16 protein-coding genes and 1 other annotated feature are annotated in these 18,606 nt (G+C 48.4%); of the genes, 1 reads left to right on the top strand and 15 read right to left on the bottom strand.

From position 1 onward, the window contains the following. Positions 1-2: 2 nt before the first annotated feature. The 11 genes from HP567_RS12180 to HP567_RS12130 all read right to left on the bottom strand — a co-directional run bounded on the left by HP567_RS12180 (position 3) and on the right by HP567_RS12130 (position 13,141). Positions 3-590 (bottom strand): Maf family protein, encoded by a 588-nt coding sequence (locus tag HP567_RS12180; RefSeq protein ID WP_173608481.1) that lies wholly within the window; start codon positions 588-590, stop codon positions 3-5. A gap of 8 nt (positions 591-598) precedes the next feature. Next, positions 599-838, bottom strand: a complete 240-nt coding sequence (locus HP567_RS12175) for a DUF4321 domain-containing protein (RefSeq protein WP_007726664.1) — start codon at positions 836-838, stop codon at positions 599-601. Between the two features lie 159 nt (positions 839-997). Beyond that, complete coding sequence (locus HP567_RS12170) at positions 998-2,290, bottom strand: hypothetical protein (RefSeq protein ID WP_173608482.1); 1,293 nt, start codon at positions 2,288-2,290, stop codon at positions 998-1,000. A 117-nt stretch (positions 2,291-2,407) separates the two neighbouring features. Beyond that, positions 2,408-2,842: a prepilin peptidase gene (locus HP567_RS12165; protein WP_173608483.1), complete on the bottom strand. Its 435-nt coding sequence runs from the start codon at positions 2,840-2,842 to the stop codon at positions 2,408-2,410. 113 nt (positions 2,843-2,955) lie between these two features. Next, positions 2,956-3,951, bottom strand: a complete 996-nt coding sequence (locus tag HP567_RS12160) for a ketoacyl-ACP synthase III (protein ID WP_173608484.1) — start codon at positions 3,949-3,951, stop codon at positions 2,956-2,958. Between the two features lie 456 nt (positions 3,952-4,407). Then, positions 4,408-5,790: a UDP-N-acetylmuramate--L-alanine ligase gene (gene murC / locus HP567_RS12155; RefSeq protein ID WP_173608485.1), complete on the bottom strand. Its 1,383-nt coding sequence runs from the start codon at positions 5,788-5,790 to the stop codon at positions 4,408-4,410. Between the two features lies 1 nt (position 5,791). Beyond that, the gene (locus HP567_RS12150) at positions 5,792-7,165 is read right to left on the bottom strand and encodes a bifunctional folylpolyglutamate synthase/dihydrofolate synthase (RefSeq protein ID WP_173608486.1); all 1,374 of its coding nucleotides are present in this window, start codon (positions 7,163-7,165) and stop codon (positions 5,792-5,794) included. Positions 7,166-7,208: 43 nt separating this feature from the next. Then, a complete protein-coding gene (locus HP567_RS12145) occupies positions 7,209-9,881 on the bottom strand; it encodes a valine--tRNA ligase (protein WP_173608487.1) in 2,673 nt (890 codons plus the stop codon). Positions 9,882-9,938: 57 nt separating this feature from the next. Continuing rightward, positions 9,939-10,180: a binding site (T-box leader), on the bottom strand. A 58-nt stretch (positions 10,181-10,238) separates the two neighbouring features. Beyond that, complete coding sequence (locus tag HP567_RS12140) at positions 10,239-10,565, bottom strand: STAS domain-containing protein (protein WP_007726674.1); 327 nt, start codon at positions 10,563-10,565, stop codon at positions 10,239-10,241. 107 nt (positions 10,566-10,672) lie between these two features. Further along, positions 10,673-11,911, bottom strand: coding sequence for an ATP-binding protein (locus tag HP567_RS12135; RefSeq protein WP_173608488.1), 1,239 nt, complete (start codon positions 11,909-11,911; stop codon positions 10,673-10,675). Positions 11,912-11,938: 27 nt separating this feature from the next. Beyond that, on the bottom strand, positions 11,939-13,141 hold the full coding sequence (locus HP567_RS12130; protein WP_173608489.1) for a PP2C family protein-serine/threonine phosphatase: 1,203 nt from the start codon (positions 13,139-13,141) through the stop codon (positions 11,939-11,941). Positions 13,142-13,391: 250 nt separating this feature from the next. On the opposite strand from HP567_RS12130, the gene HP567_RS12125 reads away from it, so the two are divergent. Further along, on the top strand, positions 13,392-13,574 hold the full coding sequence (locus tag HP567_RS12125; RefSeq protein ID WP_217366939.1) for a hypothetical protein: 183 nt from the start codon (positions 13,392-13,394) through the stop codon (positions 13,572-13,574). 39 nt (positions 13,575-13,613) lie between these two features. Here the strand turns inward: HP567_RS12125 and HP567_RS12120 are convergent, their stop codons facing one another. From HP567_RS12120 to hemY, 4 genes are all read right to left on the bottom strand, one after another. After that, positions 13,614-14,609, bottom strand: coding sequence for a hypothetical protein (locus tag HP567_RS12120; RefSeq protein WP_173608490.1), 996 nt, complete (start codon positions 14,607-14,609; stop codon positions 13,614-13,616). Next, on the bottom strand, positions 14,596-15,594 hold the full coding sequence (locus HP567_RS12115; RefSeq protein ID WP_173608491.1) for a phosphotransferase: 999 nt from the start codon (positions 15,592-15,594) through the stop codon (positions 14,596-14,598). The genes HP567_RS12120 and HP567_RS12115 overlap by 14 nt, the downstream gene beginning before the upstream one ends. A gap of 14 nt (positions 15,595-15,608) precedes the next feature. After that, on the bottom strand, positions 15,609-17,093 hold the full coding sequence (locus HP567_RS12110; protein WP_173608492.1) for a LysM peptidoglycan-binding domain-containing protein: 1,485 nt from the start codon (positions 17,091-17,093) through the stop codon (positions 15,609-15,611). A gap of 94 nt (positions 17,094-17,187) precedes the next feature. Beyond that, entirely contained in the window at positions 17,188-18,597 is a 1,410-nt protein-coding gene (hemY, locus tag HP567_RS12105) for a protoporphyrinogen oxidase (RefSeq protein WP_173608493.1), read from the bottom strand. Positions 18,598-18,606: the final 9 nt, after the last annotated feature.

The raw sequence follows: 18,606 nt of genomic DNA, 5'->3' as shown, positions 1-18,606 counted from the left end.
CTTTACAATATAGGCATCCCAAAACGTGTCAAAAGTGTAGACGTCAGGCCTAACGGAAGACCAACGACTGTGAAGTAGTCTCCGGTTATTCCTTCCACGAGCGTGGCTCCAATACCCTGAATGGCATATGAGCCCGCTTTATCCATCGGCTCACCTGTCGCAATGTACGACTTGATTTCTTGCTCTGTTAAAGCTCGAATTCTTACGTGTGTTAGACTATGTGAGACTTCCGCACGGCCTGTCTCCACATCTATCAAGGCGACTCCACTATAAACGGTGTGCTCTTGCCCCTGAAGCATGGACAACATACGATATGCGTCCATTTCGTCAACAGGCTTGCCCAGTATTTGGTCATCAAGAACGACTACCGTATCAGATCCTAAAACGACGCCTTCCGTCAAGCGAGAAGCCACTTCTTTGGCCTTGCGCAAAGACAATTCTTCTACTACTTCGCTCGCAGATAAATGCTCTGCTGTCGTCTCATCTACATCACTGGTGATGACGGTAAATGATAAGCCTAAAGTTTGCAGAAGCTCTCTTCGACGCGGCGAAGATGAAGCCAGAATGAGAGGAACATTTTTTTTCGTCATTTTTCAACCTACTTTATTCGTCGATGTATCCAAAATGCGAGGGCTAAGCCTCCGATACTGGCTAGATTTAGTTTTACCTGAAAGTTCAGTTCGTACTTCAAAATTTCTAAATCTGCCGCAGGCGACCAAGTAATCTCTTTGCTCTTGGTCAAAAAAGGTAGCCAGGGACTTAAAATCTCCCCGATAATGCTGCCAAACAAAAGTCCACTCACCAACAGAAACACGAGAGTAAGCGTTTCTTTCCCCATTTTCCCAACTCCCTTTTTATAAGGGATTCTCTTTTTGCCAAACATAAGTTTAGCAAATGGGGAGAAGCGAAACAATCCCTGATTGCTCCTGGTAGTTACTGTATAGAAAGAAAAGGCCTCCTGCAAGAAAACCTTGCGGAAGACCATATAAACATATTTTTATGTCGATGTGCGTGCATTTTGAATCCAGCTCGCATAGCTCTCGAAAAAGGCAAGAACACCTGCCTGCACTTGCCACGCATAGGATTCGGCGCTTTCCACCTTTTTGCCAGCGCTCGCTTCTGCCATTTTGTCCCTAGCTGCCATCGCTTGATTCACCCCATTTACCATCCCATCTAGCAGTGGCTTCCAGGCTTCCTTGGCTTCCATTTTACGGCTTTCCTCCAGAAATTGGCGGTGAATTTCTTTTAATTCTGCCGTTTCTTTTGCCGCTGGCGAAAGCTGACCCGTCGTAATAATCAACCCTGATTGTGCCGAAAGCGTTTGGACGAGTTTAAGTCCGTGGGTGAAAAAGGCATTCACGTTAGGATCACCAGATGCGTTCGCGGCTTTTCCGACAGGGACAGACCCTTCAAAAGCGGGAAAGGTAAATTCTTTGACGTAAATATCCATGCCTTTGTTTTTCAAGCTGGCAGCAAAGCCTAGCACAGCATCTCTTGTGGGAGCAGCGGCTGCGAACATGTACTGCTTGCTCGCGTCCTTATACAGCAGATGAGGAATACCAGCCTTCTCCAGTGGTTCTACAGCTGTTTGCGGCGATGCATCCGGTTGAAATACACCCGCCTGTGCAACGTACATGTTTACGGCTGGAAATTTTAGAGCTACTGCTGTTTGACCCGCTGCGTTACCTTTCATCGACGCACCTTGCGTTTGCTGACTTTCATCTGGCAAGGCAGGACCTGCCACACCATTTTTCCCAACCGTTTGTTCAGTGCCTGCACCCGGCGCGGTCAGTGTCTGAACCGTTTCACTCAGAACATTTCCGTACGACTCGGAAAACTCCTTTTGGGAAAAGACCGTCAAAACAAGAAATCCGAACAAGAGGCCAATTGCTACAGCCCCACCTGTTGTTAAAGTCGTACGCCAAAAGGGTCCCTTTGGCCATAGCGCTGCAAGCCGACTCATCGGACTACTTCTGTATGCCTTCTCTTCGGTATCCTCGAAGGAATAATCGATTTCGTGGGAGTAGTTTGTCGTCTGGTCGAATTCAACGTTCGACTTCGTTTCTTTGGCTGCAGCTCCTCGTAGCTGCATCATGCGTTCCCATGCTTCGTTGCCCTTCTCCTTAAACGGGTCAGTAAATGGTAAGGGAGGAGCTTGAAAACGAATGCGTGGCGTATCATCCTTTGGGGTGCGCTTTCTACTTTCTTCCTTTGGGATGTCATCCCGCTTTTCATCCCAAAATCTGCCGTTCATTTTGACCGTCACACGATTTTTATTTTGTCCGCTCATACGCTTGCCCTCCTAGTCACAGGCTCTTTGTACTAGCATACGTTTTGCTCGGACGGGTTATGACTTCTATCTAGTGATTCTATCGAATTTGTTACTACTACTATTCCCCATGCCAATTCAAGAGGTTTCGCTCATAACCAAAAGGACAGCTAGCCCAATCGTCACAAAAGGCGCAAACGGCACCTCGCATTTGATACTTCCTTTTCGTATCAGCAACAAAACGAGAGAAACGAGCAAGGCTGCCAAGCTCGCAACCGTAAGAACAAGAACAAAATCACGAACCCCAATTCCATAGCAGACGAGAGCGAACAGTTTCACATCCCCCATCCCAAGTGCAAGCGGCCTGTACCAGCTGATGCCTCCAAACACGAGTAAACAGAGAATCGAAAAGAGTCCAGCCATCAGCCATTCCATCGGCGAAAAGAGAACAAACTCGAAAAATGAAATCAATACAAACCCTGCAACTAACGCGCGATTAGGTATTCGTCTATGATGAAAATCTACCCACGAAAGGTAAAGGCAGAGCACGAATAATATCACAGCGTTAGTCATTTTTTCTTCCCCCAGTCGAAAACAGTCCATAAAGGATATCTGCCATTCCCGGGACAAAAAAACTGCCCAGAACGGTTCTGGACAGCCTCTCTATTTTCGATCTATGACCACTTTTACGGATTCCACGTAAACAAAAGACCACCGTGGACGAGACCACCGCCAAACCCATACATCAGGATCGTGTCCCCTGCCTTTACTTTGCCTTCCTTGATCCCCAGGGCGAGCGACAATGGGATGGTAGCCGCTGATGTGTTCCCGTAATGTGTCAGACTGTACAATGTTTTTTCAAGAGGGAACTGACTCTTCTCACAAATGGATTCGATCATGCGCAAATTGGCACTGTGCGGGATGAACCAGTCCACATCTTCGAGTAATTTGCCCGCACGGCTCACTACCTCCTGCATCCCCTTTGGAACAGTAGTTACTGCCCACTTGTAGACTTCTCTCCCGTTTTGGACCATGCATCCATTCCCGCTCAATTCTCGTCCATCCATATGCGTTGACAAGCCCGAGCGGTATACATGAATCCCTCCGTCCCCTTTTGAACCTAAGTAGGCGGACAAAAAACCAGGAGCTGTAGAGTCTTGCTCAACCAGCACCGCGCCCGCACCGTCACCGAACAGAATGCATGTCGTACGATCCGTATAGTCAGTAACTTTTGTTAACGTTTCTGCACCTACCACCAGCACTTTGCGATGCAAGCCAGAGCTAATGAGTGCATTTGCCGTATGGAGCGCATACGTAAATCCTGCACAGGTAGCGGAGAGGTCCATGGCTCCCGTCTGTTCGACTTGAAAATGCGCCTGGATTTGACTTGCTACACTTGGGAATGGATAATCTGGCGTACTGGTCGCCACCAAAATCATATCGACATCGCGGACATCCTTCCCGTAATTTGCGATCATATCGTGGATAGCAGCGATGGCCAAATCACTGGTAAATTCATCTTCCCTTGCCATACGGCGCTCATGAATACCCGTTCGTTGCAAAATCCACTCATTCGATGTATCCACTAGCTTTTCCATATCTGTATTGGTAAGAACGCGACTCGGCACATACGTACCGATGGCGGTAATTCGCGACTTGAAGGGGCTTGTATTTGTCATCATCCAATCATCACCTTCCGTTTTTATGATCTGATTATAACACTAGATATTAGTATCTAGTACTAATTTTTTAAGAAAAAAGGCATTTTGGTTTGAGTCAACATAGTGGTGGAGAAGAAAAAGCACAGTTCTCTTCGACTCTGACACGCCCACAAGGGAGATTCACTGATCGTCTCCACTAAAAAAAGGGGACCGTCGAGCCAAAGCCACCCCTACGGGCGGACGTTTCTCAAAGAAGAAGTGTTCGACAAGCGCGGTCCCCTTTTTGTAGTTCCGACTGGGTAGGCGTTGTCAAGGTCTGCGAGCCCTGTGCTTTTTCTTCTCACTAGCTTGGTTGGTTCATCGATGCCTTTTAAAATATAGGTAGATCATTCTTAGCAGTATTTCACAAAAACTTTGCGATCGTAAATAAAAAGACTTGAAACCCGTAGGTTCCAAGTCTGTATACGTCTCTATCCGTTACTTCTCAAGCTTTTCAGCCAGCCAGTAAGCGGATTTCCAAATGTCTCCTGCACCCATTGTCAACACGAGATCGCCCTCTTGCAATCCTTTGAAGACATGCTCCTGCATTTGTTCCTTCGTCGGAATGTACTGCGCACGCGGGTGGCTGTTGGTGCGGATTTTTTGCACCAACACTTCGGAGGTTACTCCTTCGATTTTTTCTTCTCCCGCTGGGGAGTAGATATCCGTGATGATCACTTCGTCTGCTTCTGCAAAGGCACGGCTGAATTCATCCATGAGGAAATAGGTGCGTGTGTAGCGTTGCGGCTGAAACACAGCGATTACACGACGGCCTGACGCCCTTGCCCCGCTTAGTGTCGCGATAATTTCTGTCGGATGATGCGCATAGTCGTCTACGACCAGGACGCCTCGTGCATCCCCGATAATTTGAAATCTGCGCTTGGCACCGCTGAAAGTAGACAGTGCCTGTGCAATTTTATCAAAGGATAGGCCAATATCCAGGCATACAATGATCGCAGCCAGTGCATTTGCAATATTATGCTTGCCTGGAACTACGAGACACAATTCACCCAACCGTTCATCCTTGTGATAAATCTGGCATGTGCTGCAACGATCTCCACATTCAATCGAAGTGGCAGAAAACTGTGCTTGTGCCACAAAGTTCGGATCGACTGCATACGTCACGACCGTTTTTTCGACGGACGGCATGACTTCTCGCACATGTGAATCATCGATACACAGGACCGCTTTTCCATCCGGTTTGAGATGGCTCAAGAACTGGACGTACGCCTGTTTCAAATTATTGAAGTCGCCATCGAAATGCTCCAGATGATCTGGTTCGATGCTCGTCACAATTTCATACATCGGTCTATATTCCAAAAAGGAACCGTCGCTCTCGTCTGCCTCGGCAATGACATAGTCACTGGCACCTGCCTTTGCGTTGGTACCAGCACTCATCAATTCACCGCCGATGATGAAAGTCGGGTCTACACCGCACTCTTCCAGCACGTGAGAGATCATCGAGGTCGTGGTCGTCTTGCCGTGTGCTCCGGCTACTGCTACTCCTGTGCGCTCATTTAATATGCGAGCAAGCATTTGGGAACGGTGCATGACCGGAATTCCTAGCGCTTGGCCTGCGATCACCTCAGGATTGTCTTTAGAAATACTGGTGGAGTATACGATGCTGTCTGCTCCCTCCACGTGGGCAGCGTTATGGCCAATATGAATGACCGCCCCTCTTGCTTCCAGCTTTTTCGCCAAATCGTTCATGGCGACATCAGAGCCGGTTACCTTGTATCCAAGGTCGATCAAGACGCGGGCAATGGCACTCATGCCATAACCGCCGATGCCCACAAAGTGGACGTGTTGGGCCTGATCCACCCTATTCACCTGCCTCTTCTACTATAGTGGGAAAGAATGCGCGTACTTGGGCGATGAAGTAGAGCGAACCGCAGACGACCAACCAGTCATCCGCCTTCGCTGATTGCTTCTCCCGCATCCAAGAAAGGAGAAACGCCCGCCAGTCTGGGACTGCATCGAGATGCTCTTGCTCCCAGCCACCGGCTAAAAACGACTCTTGTAAGCTATTGGCTACGGCTGCACGCGGGAAGTCAAAGGTTGTCACATGCAGCTTTTTAATTTTTGACTTTACTGGCGCGAGCGACTCTGCCATTTTGGCAAGCGGCTTATCTGCCAAGCCAGAAAAGAGCAAATGCAGCTGTACTCCATCCGGTAACAACCGCTCCAGACTGCTTACAAGTGCCTCCATTCCTTCCTGATTGTGTGCCCCATCCAAGATAACCATTGGTCTTGGAGAGATGACTTCTAGACGACCAGGCCAACGCGTTTGTTGCAAACCGCGAGATATTTCTTCTTCCTCCAGCAAGAAAGAGAAGTAATTTCGCAGGACATCGATAGTCATTAAAGCAACGGCTGCATTGGTTGTTTGGTGAATGCCATTCATGGTAAGACGGTAGGATGCTTCCGCACGACGGTGAATGCTTTTGTAACGAAACTGTTGGTCACCCAACTGCTCCTCTACCTGCTCTGCCTGGAAATGTTCACCTATATGGTATAGCGTACTCTTCATTTGTCTCGCGCGCTCCTCAAAAATCGCGAGAAGTTCCGGCCTAACCTCACCTGTGACTACAGGAACACCCGGCTTGATAATCCCCGCTTTTTCCCGGGCAATATCTTCCAGGCTTTCTCCCAACACCTGTGTATGGTCCATGCCGATATTCGTGATGACTGAAACAAGCGGAAGGACGACGTTCGTCGAATCCAATCGCCCGCCTAATCCTGTTTCCCATACGACTACCGCTGGTCTCGCCACTCTTGAAAAATAAAGAATGGCGATCAGCGTAATCACTTCAAATTCGGTAGGGGAACCGAACTCTGTTTCTTGTTCGCATCGTCGCACCCATACCTTGACTTCATTCACCAGTTGCAATAGGTCTTCTTCCGTGATCATGCTGCCGTTGTAACGGATGCGTTCACGGAAATCCACCAAATAGGGGGAGGTAAATGTACCTACACTATATCCGGCTTCCATCAGCATTTGCGTCAGGAATGCGCAGGTTGAACCTTTTCCATTGGTCCCAGCCACATGAATAAATGGGATTCTCCGCTCAGGATGTCCTAGTTGCTCCAAAACCCACTGCATTCTCTCAAGCCCCGGCCGTTGACCGAACCTGAGCAGTCCATGCAGCCAGTCGAGCGCTTGCGTGTATTCTACAAACCCTTCTTCTGCATGCATACCACAATGCTCCATTCTCAAAAATATGCGATGGTATGGCGGATCATTCGCCCTTCAATTCAGCAAGTCGTGCAATCACCTTATCCCGCTTATCCATGTAGTCTGCCATCTTCGCCTTTTCCTCTTCGACTACTTTTTCAGGTGCCTTGGCCATAAATCCGGCATTGTTGAGCTTTTTCTCAATGCGCTCCACTTCGCCGTTGAGTGTCGCCACTTCTTTTTCCAGACGCTTCAGCTCTTGCTCGATATCGATCAAGCCTGCCAGTGGAAGGAACAATTCTGCTCCCGTGATCACAGCAGACATCGCTTTATCAGGCGTAGCCAGATCCAGGCTGATTTCCAGACGCTCAGGGTTGCAGAAACGAGTGAGGTAGTGCTCACCGCGTGTCAGTCGTTCAGCGGACAATGCATCGCTTGGCTTGATCAAGAGCTCAATTTTCTTGGACATCGGTACGTTTACTTCTGCGCGGATGTTGCGTACGCTGCGGATGATATCCATCAACTGGTTCATTTCGCTTTCTGCTTCCGCAAAAATCCATTGCTCGTTAACAGTTGGCCAAGGTGCTACTGTGATGCTCTCGCCTTGGTGAGGCAATGCCTGCCAAATTTCTTCCGTGATGAACGGCATGAACGGATGCAACAGCTTGAGCGTTTGATCCAAAACCGTAACCAGAACGGATTGGGTCGTTTTCTTTGCCGCTTCATCTGTACCGTACAGCGGCAGCTTCGCCATCTCGATATACCAGTCACACAGGTCATCCCAAATGAAGTTGTAAAGTACACGGCCTGCTTCACCGAATTCAAATGCGTCAGACAGACGGGTTACATCTGCGATTGTCGCTTGCAGGCGGGAGAGAATCCATTTGTCTGGTGTAGTCAGCTCACCGCTCAAATCGATTTCCTCGTATTTGAAGTCAGCCAGGTTCATCAGGGCAAAACGAGACGCATTCCAAATCTTGTTCGCGAAGTTGCGGTTTGCCTCCACCTTTTCCCAATAGAAGCGTTGGTCATTCCCTGGGGAGTTTCCGGTCGCCAGTGTGTATCGCAGCGCATCTGCTCCGTACTTCTCGATCACTTCCATCGGATCGACACCGTTGCCGAGTGATTTGGACATTTTGCGGCCCTCGGAGTCGCGAATAATGCCGTGGATCAAGACAGACTCAAACGGACTTTTCCCGGTAAACTCAAGACCTGAGAACATCATGCGAGCAACCCAGAAGAAGATGATATCGTAGCCTGTTACCAGGACATTCGTTGGGTAGAAGTATTTCATGTCCTCGGATTCTTCCGGCCAGCCCAGTGTCGAGAACGGCCATAGACCAGAGGAGAACCATGTATCGAGGACGTCGTTGTCCTGCTCCAGTTTGTGGCTGTGGCAGCTAGGGCACTCAGTCACATCCGTGCGAGATACAATCGTTTCGTTACAATCTCCGCAATACCATGCGGGAATTCGGTGACCCCACCAAAGCTGACGAGAGATGCACCAGTCGCGGATGTTTTCAATCCAACGCAGGTAATTTGTCTTGAAACGCTCCGGGACAAATTTCACACTCTCAGGGCTGTTTGCATTAGCCAGTGCTTCGTCAGCCAAAGGCTGCATTTTTACGAACCATTGGGTAGAAAGATATGGTTCTACGACTGCATCGCTGCGCTCACTATGTCCAACCTGATGAATATGCTCCTCAACCTTGAACATAACACCTTGCTCGGTCAAGTCCTTGATGATTTGCTTACGGCAAGCAAAGCGATCCAAGCCTTTGTAGATACCTGCCAGCTCGTTCATCGTGCCCGTCTCATCCATGACAACGATTTGTGGCAACTGATGACGAAGGCCCAATTCAAAGTCATTCGGATCGTGTGCTGGCGTAATTTTTACAGCGCCAGAACCAAACTCAGGATCAACGTAGTCATCCGCTACGATTGGAATTTCGCGTCCTACGATTGGCAAAATCACGGTTTTTCCGATCATGTCTTTATAACGCTCATCTTCCGGATGTACCGCTACAGCCGTATCACCGAGCATCGTTTCAGGTCGGGTTGTAGCTACTTCGATATAACCAGTGCCATCTGCCAATGGGTAACGCATGTGATGTAGCGCACCTTTTACTTCCTTGTAGATTACTTCAATATCGGAGAGAGCCGTGCGAGCAGCAGGGTCCCAGTTAATGATGCGGTTGCCGCGATAGATCAAGCCTTTTTCATACAGACGAACAAATACTTCGCGTACAGCTTGGGACAAGCCCTCATCCATGGTAAAACGCTCGCGCGAGTAATCCAGGGCAAGACCGAGCTTTTCCCATTGCTCACGAATATGCGAAGCGTAAATGTGCTTCCACTCCCATACCTTTTCCACGAATTTTTCGCGACCCAGATCATGGCGAGAGATGCCTTCTTCACGCAATGTAGCTTCTACCCGCGCTTGGGTTGCGATACCGGCGTGGTCCATACCTGGCAAGAACAAGGCGCTGTAGCCTTGCATACGTTTGGTACGGGTAATGATATCTTGCAAAGTTGTATCCAGCGCGTGGCCCAGGTGCAATTTACCCGTTACGTTCGGCGGTGGAATAACAATTGTAAACGGGCGTTTATTCGGATCACGTTCTGCCTTGAAAAATTGTTTTTCAATCCAATACGGATACCATTTGTTTTCTGCTGCTTTTGGATCATAGTTTTTCGGCAGCAATTGGTCGATGTCGGTTGTTGGCTGTGTAGACATGTACGACTCCTCCTATTCGCATAACTTGCTTTGCAAAAAATAAAAAAACCCTTCATCGCAAAGGACGAAAGGATTATTTTCGCGGTACCACCTTTGTTAACACACGATAAACGTCATGCTTATGGCGTGTTCACTCTGACAAGATAACGGTTGCGAACCGGTCTCGGCTAGGCGCATGCTTTCACCGAAAAAACTCCTGGGCGACCTTCAGCCATTCATGACCTTAGAGAATCTCGCAGCATCTGATTCTCCTCTCTGCCAAGGCGTCCTGACTTACTCTTCCCACTCATCGTTCATATCGTATGTAGTTGTCTTATTATTAGCTTTCACTATTATATACAATCACGCTGTTTGGCGTCAAACCCGGGTTTCGCCCACTTTTCCAACTGCAATGCCCAGTGCTTCGGTAAAACCGAGAACGCCCAAAATATCGAGAATTTCTTCTCGGACATTGACGATTTCTACCTGTTTGCCCATGGCCAATAGTTCTTTCGTGGTAAAAAACAGGCTTCCAATACCGGAAGAATCTACAAAGGAGACACCTTGAAAATCGACGGTAACGGATTGATTTCGCCCTCCATACTGCTGGAGCAATTCACCTACTCGATCTCCTACAGCCATGTCCAACTCTCCGACGAAAAACAATGTAGCTTGTCCGTTCGCCTCTGTTGCGCGGTAGTCCATGCTCAAACTCCTCTCAATAGGTATCGGTACACCCAATCTGCTCGTCCTTTTACTATATTACCCATTTTCATTCACTTGCAAACATTTGGCTTTTTGGAAATCGTTGCTTAACGCGGAAGGATACATTCTAAAATAAGCTTTGTACCCGCCAGCGAGCTACTCAAATATACACGATCACAGTATTGCAGGATCACATGAAAACCGGCCCCAAGCGAGTGGCGTGTAGAAAATCCTTGCTGTAGGGTAGCTCGCGGAATATCCTCGAGCAAAATTCCTTGTCCTTCATCATGGATCACAGCCCGGCACATCTGCCTGTCATTCGATAAGTATAACGTGACCACACCGCCATTGCCGTGCTTCAACGTATTCGAAGCAGCTTCGTTGACCGCAACGAGAAACTGCAGCAATCGCTTATCAGAAATTCCTTGTGGTTCCAAAGCCTGCTTGAATAATTTTCGCAGTTCTGCAAGCTGCTCCGGTAAACGGATATCGATCGCCAAGAGCTTATGCCCTTCCCGAAGCAAGAAAAATAATTCTTCATCACTAAGCAACAACAGCTTACCTTCTGTGACCACACCCAGAATATCCCTGTAGATCTCCCATTCCCGTCTTTTGCTTTTTCGCTCTTCTGCAATGACGGCGGTGACATCAATCAAAGCGATTCCACAGGTCCGATCTGGCAAGACAGATGTGTATAATTCGAACACCTTTGTACCATCCGAGGTGACAATTTGCTCCCTCACAGGTCCGCCCATTCCCGCTGCCTCTTCGACCAGTCGTTGCATTTCTCGCTCGACTTCCAAACTCGCACGAACGTCACCCAGCGGACGCACTTTCCCTTCATCGTAAAGATAGAGGAAAACGGTCTCGATCTGACGCAGTATCGATAACTTTTGAATCTCTTGTTTGATTAATCGCCCCCGCTCGTCGTCTCGATCCTTCCAATGTAACAAGACGTCTGTAGGGTCCAATTCGCCACTCATGTGCCACGTGTGAAATTCTTCCAGGAGCAATCGCTCCAGAACATCTTCCCGTCGCAAAACTTTTTCGATGTCGATAATATAGTAAGGATCACCTGCTATACCACGCAATCCGCTACCGATAATTCGAAAATCATAGGCGAGCTCTATTTCTATGCGTCCGTGCAAATCATGATCAGAACTGCTTAACCCAATGGTCGTCCGACTCACTGCTACCAGCTTCGCCTGGAACGATTCCATCGTTGCTAGGTTCGTCACCTTTACAGTGCGGGGCGGAACAACTTTGTTTGCTGCACCGCCAGAACGTAGCGCGACAAGGCAATTATCACAAGTGGGATTGTCCGGACAACGCTCACACAAAATCACAGTTCATCCTCCTATTCACTGACGCAACTACACGAGGGCTATACTCTCTTCAGGCTCAAATTGAAGAATCAACACAGAAATATCATCCGTTTGTTGTCGCTGCTGTGTTATCTCCATTAAGTAGGCCTCAACTCGATTCATCAAGTCCTGCTTAGTGTCACCAGGCATCTTTAATAAGGAGGTTAGTTCTTCAAGCCAATGCCTGCTGCCTCGAATCACTTCTTTTCTCCCTGTATCCAGCAAGCCATCTGTGTAGAGTAATAGCATGCCCTCTTCTTCTAAGGGTACCTCCTCCATTTGGTACGTGCTATCGGGCAAAAGCCCTAGACCGACCCCGCCCTTGCTAGTTAAAATGGTTTGATTCGACCTGGACAAATAAAAAGGCTGCGGATGCCCTGCTCTGCTAAATCGAATTTTGTGTTCCACTTCATCATAGACTGCAACCAGCATCGTAATGTAAGAACGGGTTTTCACCAAATCTGCATAAAGCAACTGATTGAGTCTTTCCAAAATCTCGTCTGGCAGATAGCTGGACTGCAAAACCTGTCGTACGGCAATCCTAATCCCCGTTGCCCAAATACTGGCCAAAAAACCGTGCCCAGACACATCCGCTATGATAAAACAGGTGTAGCGATCATTGATTTGTCTATAGTCGATGTAATCTCCGCCTACATAATCAACTGGTACGTAAACCGTTCTTGTTCGCAAACTGGTCAACTGCAATTCCTCTGTCGGAATGAGCATCGACTGCATTCGTCTAGCCAGCTTCATCTCCATCTCGATTTCTCGCTGTCCTGATGACTGGTCCTGTTGACATCTGAGGATCAACGCCCGAATGTTTACGAGGAGCAGTCCATAAAAAGATTTCTCCAGTTCCTTTAGATCACGGTCGTTGACGTTACTCTGGGCGAACAAGCGGACATAACGCGGTGTTTGAGCGGTGTCACACTGTTCCGAGACAACTATACGCTCCTCTACTTCGCGCTGCGCTATTGCACTCTCTTTGTTCCCACGCTCGATTCGAAAATAGACAGCACCTAGCGCCGATTCAAACGTGATCGACAGGAAGCAAGGCTTGTCCATTTTCACGAACCACGTATCGACCAACTCTTCTATAAATGGCATGAGACTCTCGTAATTGACCTGGCGCTTGCTTTGCTCATTGCTGGTCAATACCAGATACTCGTAGTTCTGTTTCAATTCCATTAGTTTGACCAATTGATGATTCATCCCCGAGCCACTCCCATACACACTTTAGCATAATTCTTTCTTTCGGGAATTGCGAAAAGGGTTTTGGCAATTTTCAAAAACATTGTGATCACCTTTATTCGTTTCGTCCTAGCCTTCATGCCCTACACCTTCCCTTTTCGGGCACTATTCAAACCACTATCTACTTTCCATGAAAATGTTTTAGGCGTTTGCTCAAGGTTGTAGACACTGTCCAAAGTCACCGCGCATATGCTGGAATGAGGTGATTGTGATGAATTTTCGTTGGAAGTATAACCCCACGTATTTACGGATCAAATACGGTTGCAAACAAGTGCTCTTTCCGCTGTTGGTTTTTCAGTTTATTCGAACGGTTGTGTTTCCTACCTCTTTTGATGTCATCCTTCTCGGTTTGTTAGCCATGCTCTATGTTGCCATCTCTCTTGAATGGTTATAAAAAAGAAAAACAACGCCCCACGCGGTGAGACGTTGCTCGCTAAAAGGCTTGCTGGACCCAACGATGCAGGCGCATCAGGCGGTCCATATCTTTTTCAAAACGTTGGACAGCGTAAAGCTCACTCCACTCGCGAGGATGATGGTAATAAATATCCAAGTCCCTCATGATCCTCTCCGGATAGGACAAAAACGAAGCCATCAGTTCAATTTCTTCCGGTTCCAGCGGAAATATCTCGGCGTAGCGATGAAATAGTTGAGAAGCTCCAGCCTCATCCCCCGCCATTTGAAAATAAGTACGATAAAACAGCGTCAAATCGCGTACTGGTGTATCAAAACTGGCACGATCAAAATTAAGCAGCCGTCCTTTTCCCGATCGATCTGGCACAACATGCTCTGGATTCGGGTTGCCATGGATTAACGATAAGCGAAAATGAGCATGTGTCTCATGACGTTCTCGCCAATCGGTCAACAAGTCTGTCGCTGTTTGAGCCATTTCCTCAATAAACTCCTTGTTTGCCAGAAACACCAGATCAAAAGGGGAAGGGTATTTGCGTTCCTGCGCAAGAGTTGCCGCCTTATTCATTTGGTCTTGCCAATATTGCCAACGGTTTAGCAAGGAGTCCACAAGCGGCTCTACCTGTCTCGGGTCATCGTAGCGATAGTTTTGCGTCAAATGATGAAGCTCCGCCAAACGTTCCAAGGCGGGGGTCGCCCAAGACAAGGGCTGCTCGGCCCATTCCTCACTTCCTGGCTGCCAGGGGGTTACGTAAAAGGCAGTATTCCCCTGTTGAACAAAAGGATCATCGTATTTCGTGTACGTAAACGGAACGGCCCCATCCCATCCGCGGTGCTGCAATTGGCGAAGCATATCGCTGACGAAAACCAGACGTTGAACGGGTATTTGCGCTCGTTTGCATACGAAGGAGCCGTAGGGAGTCGTCGCCTTAAATACATTTGGCTCCTTTAAAACGTCAATGCTCTGGGCATACATGTCATACTCTTTAAACAAAGGAGCAATGTCATCATACCGACTCATAGACTCCCTCCCTCCTCGAACGCTCGGCTCGCTCTGCAATATGCCGAAGCAGCAAGTCAACAGATTGTTGACTCTGCAAGGCGTGCTCAATACCAGCGATCGACGCTTCTTGATCCAGCGAAACGCGTTTCACGTAAGATTCGATACTTCTGTACACTTCACGAGGACGAGCCATAAAGGCGAGAATCAACGAATAGTTTCCATAGGTAAGTGGCTTGATTTCTTCATAGCCGTCAAAAAAAGCGTCAATCTGCTTCAGATCCTTATGGGTTAAAAAATGATCGCGTAAAAAGGTGGCAACATCGCGTTGCTGGACAGAAATCACCGGCCTGAAAAAGCCTCTCAAGTACAGCTTCCCGTTTATCGTTCCCCAGTTATCACGCAAAAGGTCCCGATGGGATACAGCGACCGCCTCCGTGGTAATTCGCTCATGGGCCAACATCGCGGCAGAACGGTCCATTCTTTGCAGCATAGGGTTCATGAGCTCCGATACCCAACGATTTTCCTTAGAATTCTTCTCATATTTGGCTCGAAATGATTCGACCAGCTCTTTGGCACGCCTGCCTTTTTCCTCCACTTGCTGCTTTTCCTGCTTGAGCAAATCACTACCGGACAGTAAAGGACTTTCCTGCTGAGACTGATGCATCATCGCGATCACGCGTCCGCATTGCCTCGCAATGTCCTGGCCGGGCTGATAGTCTTCGAATTGTCGGTGATGGTCGGTCATGGTAACGCCGCGTTTACCCAAAATTAAAAATGGCTTGGTGTCTCTCGTCCGAATAAACCGCTCCACTTCTCGAAACCCCTGACGAGCCAGTCGTTCGCGCCAGGCAAACGACCAGCGCATCACATCTACACGCGGCCAAACGTGGAGTTCTTTGGGGCCCCGGTTTGTCTCCAATAAATAGCAATCATCAAGGGGCGTAATTCGGATTACGCGCGCCCGATATTGCTGGCAAACTTCGGAGAGATCAATTTTATCCACGGTCCCCCACTCCTCTATTGTGGGATGTACAAAATCTGGCCTGCTACAAGCTGTTCGGAAGTCAATCGGTTTACTTCCACGATTTTGGAGACAGGCAAGGAGTATCGCTGTGAAATATGCTCTAACGTTTCATCTCGCTGAATAATGCACATTTTCAGCTGACTGGAGCGCTCTTCTTTTTTCCGGACAAACGATGTGAGATTTTGCATGGCCTCCATCGTAGAAGGGCTGGCATTCGCCGCAGACCCATGTCGCGAAGAGCTGGATGAAGATTCCGCCTCCAACGCCATCGCTTCCTGTTTGGCACGACTCGCTTGTGAGAAGATGGAAGTAATGTTCACGTTACTTCTTTCTTCCTGGGAGGGTTTCCCTGAAATCGCCACTCGCACTTCAACATCTTCCGCGGCAGTCTCTGGTTGTGCAACGACTGGTTCTGCTTCTTGCTCAGGTTCCGGCTCGGCTACAACACTGGCTTCCACCGCTTCTTGCACTGCTTCCTGCGACTCTGCCTCGACTGACGAACCAGTAGATTCATTGGAAACTTGCATGTATGCGATTGCCTGTTGATCGTGTATAGCCAGTATAGGTTCCTCATGTCCTGAATCTTTTTCGGCTATTTCTCTCATTTGCTCCTGCTCATCCGCCAATACTGGCTGTTCGGAATAGGAGTCAGAAGAATCGTACGAAGCAGATTGTTGGGAATCAAAGTCATACGAAATAGGAGCAGTCTCCCAGGATTCTGGAGGATTGGACTGTGTCACTTCCAGCACATCACCATATTGTTCGTAGTATTCCTCTTCATTGGATTGAGCAATAGCCGGAGTATCGAACATGGAAGGAGATTCGGTTGATTCATAGGATGCCGGCAATGCCTGCCGCTCCAATTCTTCCTCCAGCGCACTCAGTTTTTGATCAATATCATCGAGGGACGTCGGTTCCGTATATTCTTGCCCATCCTCTCCAGCAGCGAAGGTGTATTCCCATGCTCCTTCGCCTGGACTAGCAGCCCGTGTTTCGATCTGCTCCGCTTTTTCAGCTCTATCCCCCAGGACGATCCCCAAAATCTTCAGATCGGCATCAATTAGCATTTGATGTGGTGACTCCAGTTTGTAGTCAAAACTGTCCACAATTGCGTAGATGTCTCCGATCTCGGTAATCCGATCCAATGGGATTGTGATGTTTAATGGAATGCGATGACCGATCTGTTCCTCCCAGCCATAAAAGGCTTGATCCGATGCTTCCTGGCGAAAGGGCGTAAAAGTCATGGCCTCAACCAGCGATTCTCCTTCGCCGCCTGTCGCTTCTGCGGCTTCCCTGATTGGCTCGTACTTCCCTACTAATTGCAAGCAGCCCGTGATCGAGATGTAGGAATCGTTTTCCAGCACCTCTACATCTGGAACCAATTCCAGCTCTTGCAATTCACCTATTCCAGCTCTATCGGATGAGAGGAAAATGGTCTCCTTGATGGCAAAAGAGAGTTGCCCATCCTGTAATGCCATTCGTGCTCCTCCTTTCAAGTGCAGGACATTTCCCTATACTATATGGACAGGACGAGCCGTTTAGCACCGAAAAAAAAGGAAAAACCGGGGTTATCTATCTCCCCGGTTTTACAGACGCAATCCATTCTGCTATTGCTTTTTTCCCCTGATTAATACAATCTGGTACACCTACACCACTGTACGACGCACCTGCCACGATAACACCAGGGAGTTTTTCTTTTAATTGATTGTTCACATCCTGCACCCAAGCCTGATGTCCGACAACATATGGAATGGCATTTTGCAAGCGTGATACGTTATAAAAATCCGGCTCTGCTCGAATCGTCATGATCTTGCGCAGATCGCGGAGGATGACCTCCAGAATTTCCTCGTCCGTCTGCTCCATAAAGGATTGCTCTCCTGCTCTCCCTACAAAGCTACGCAGCAAGGCTTTGTTTTTCGGCGTCGTATGTGGCCATTTGCGATGCGCCCACGTACACGCCGTAATTTTTGCGCCAGAATTCCGCGGTACAATAAATCCTGTCCCTTCCATCCCTAAATCAATTGCTGACTCTGGAAACGCCATTGCGATGGTTGCAACCATATGCGGCTTCGCTTGTGGCAGGGTAGGAACTTGTACATAAGGTCGGAACAATGGCTCTGCGACAGCATGTGGTACGGTCAACAGCACCGTATCCGTCTCAATCGCTTCTCCATTTTTCAATACCAAGGTGTACTTCCCGTCTGGCCGTTTCACCAGTTCTTTGACACCAGTATTCTTCGAGATGACATCTTCAGGCAAGCTCTTCTCGATTGCCTCAACCAAAGACTGCAAGCCGTTCTTCAACGTCAGGAAGATGCCTTTTGGCTTTCCCTGCGTTTTTGCTTGCGGGCGAGAATGCTTCATCGCTACGATCAAGCTGCGATGTTGCCTCTCCATTTGCGCGAATTGAGGAAAACTCGCAAGTAAGCTGAGATTGTCGAGATCCCCGGAGTAGACACCGGACAATAAGGGCGCTATAAGATTATCAATAACTTCATTACCTAGCCTACGCCGAAAAAAGTCACCCACAGAGATATCGCCGTCTCCTTTGGAGGCAGGAAGAACGAGATCCAAAGCTGCCCGAAGCTTGCCCGGCCAAGAAATGAGATCGGTTGTGACAAAAGGCATGACCTTTGTCGGCACACCCATGACCGCTCCCTCTGGTATAGCCTTCAGGCGATCCTGATGCCAAATATAAGCTTGTCCTGTACTGTTGCGAACGAGATCATCCCCAAGCCCCAAGTCCACTGCCAACTCAGCCGCGCTTGTTTTTCGCTCGAGAAACGAATCGGGACCTTGCTCAATCACAAATCCTTCGTGACGCCATGTCTTGATTTTCCCACCAAGTCGTCCTTGCTCTTCAATCAGTTGAAAACGGATGGGCAGGCGCTTTGCTTCGATTTCCTTTTGCAAGTAAAAAGCAGCGGTCAACCCTGTTATACCGCCGCCTATAATCGTAATATGATAGGTATTATCGCTCATATGATCGAT

Source organism: Brevibacillus sp. M2.1A, assembly GCF_013284355.2.
GTDB lineage: Bacteria > Bacillota > Bacilli > Brevibacillales > Brevibacillaceae > Brevibacillus.
The sequence above is the reverse complement of the archived record's forward strand: the minus strand, read 5'-3'. Positions and strand labels throughout refer to the sequence as shown.

What these genes read in the sequence shown, in the direction of transcription:
- HP567_RS12170 (WP_173608482.1), bottom strand. Translation starts at nt 2,290, where the DNA reads ATGAGCGGACAAAATAAAAATCGTGTGACGGTCAAAATGAACGGCAGA.
- HP567_RS12125 (WP_217366939.1), top strand. Translation starts at nt 13,392, where the DNA reads ATGAATTTTCGTTGGAAGTATAACCCCACGTATTTACGGATCAAATAC.
- HP567_RS12145 (WP_173608487.1), bottom strand. Translation starts at nt 9,881, where the DNA reads ATGTCTACACAGCCAACAACCGACATCGACCAATTGCTGCCGAAAAAC.
- HP567_RS12175 (WP_007726664.1), bottom strand. Translation starts at nt 838, where the DNA reads ATGGGGAAAGAAACGCTTACTCTCGTGTTTCTGTTGGTGAGTGGACTT.
- HP567_RS12180 (WP_173608481.1), bottom strand. Translation starts at nt 590, where the DNA reads ATGACGAAAAAAAATGTTCCTCTCATTCTGGCTTCATCTTCGCCGCGT.
- HP567_RS12140 (WP_007726674.1), bottom strand. Translation starts at nt 10,565, where the DNA reads ATGGACTACCGCGCAACAGAGGCGAACGGACAAGCTACATTGTTTTTC.
- HP567_RS12165 (WP_173608483.1), bottom strand. Translation starts at nt 2,842, where the DNA reads ATGACTAACGCTGTGATATTATTCGTGCTCTGCCTTTACCTTTCGTGG.
- HP567_RS12160 (WP_173608484.1), bottom strand. Translation starts at nt 3,951, where the DNA reads ATGATGACAAATACAAGCCCCTTCAAGTCGCGAATTACCGCCATCGGT.
- HP567_RS12120 (WP_173608490.1), bottom strand. Translation starts at nt 14,609, where the DNA reads ATGAGTCGGTATGATGACATTGCTCCTTTGTTTAAAGAGTATGACATG.
- HP567_RS12110 (WP_173608492.1), bottom strand. Translation starts at nt 17,093, where the DNA reads ATGGCATTACAGGATGGGCAACTCTCTTTTGCCATCAAGGAGACCATT.
- HP567_RS12150 (WP_173608486.1), bottom strand. Translation starts at nt 7,165, where the DNA reads ATGCATGCAGAAGAAGGGTTTGTAGAATACACGCAAGCGCTCGACTGG.
- HP567_RS12130 (WP_173608489.1), bottom strand. Translation starts at nt 13,141, where the DNA reads ATGAATCATCAATTGGTCAAACTAATGGAATTGAAACAGAACTACGAG.
- hemY (WP_173608493.1), bottom strand. Translation starts at nt 18,597, where the DNA reads ATGAGCGATAATACCTATCATATTACGATTATAGGCGGCGGTATAACA.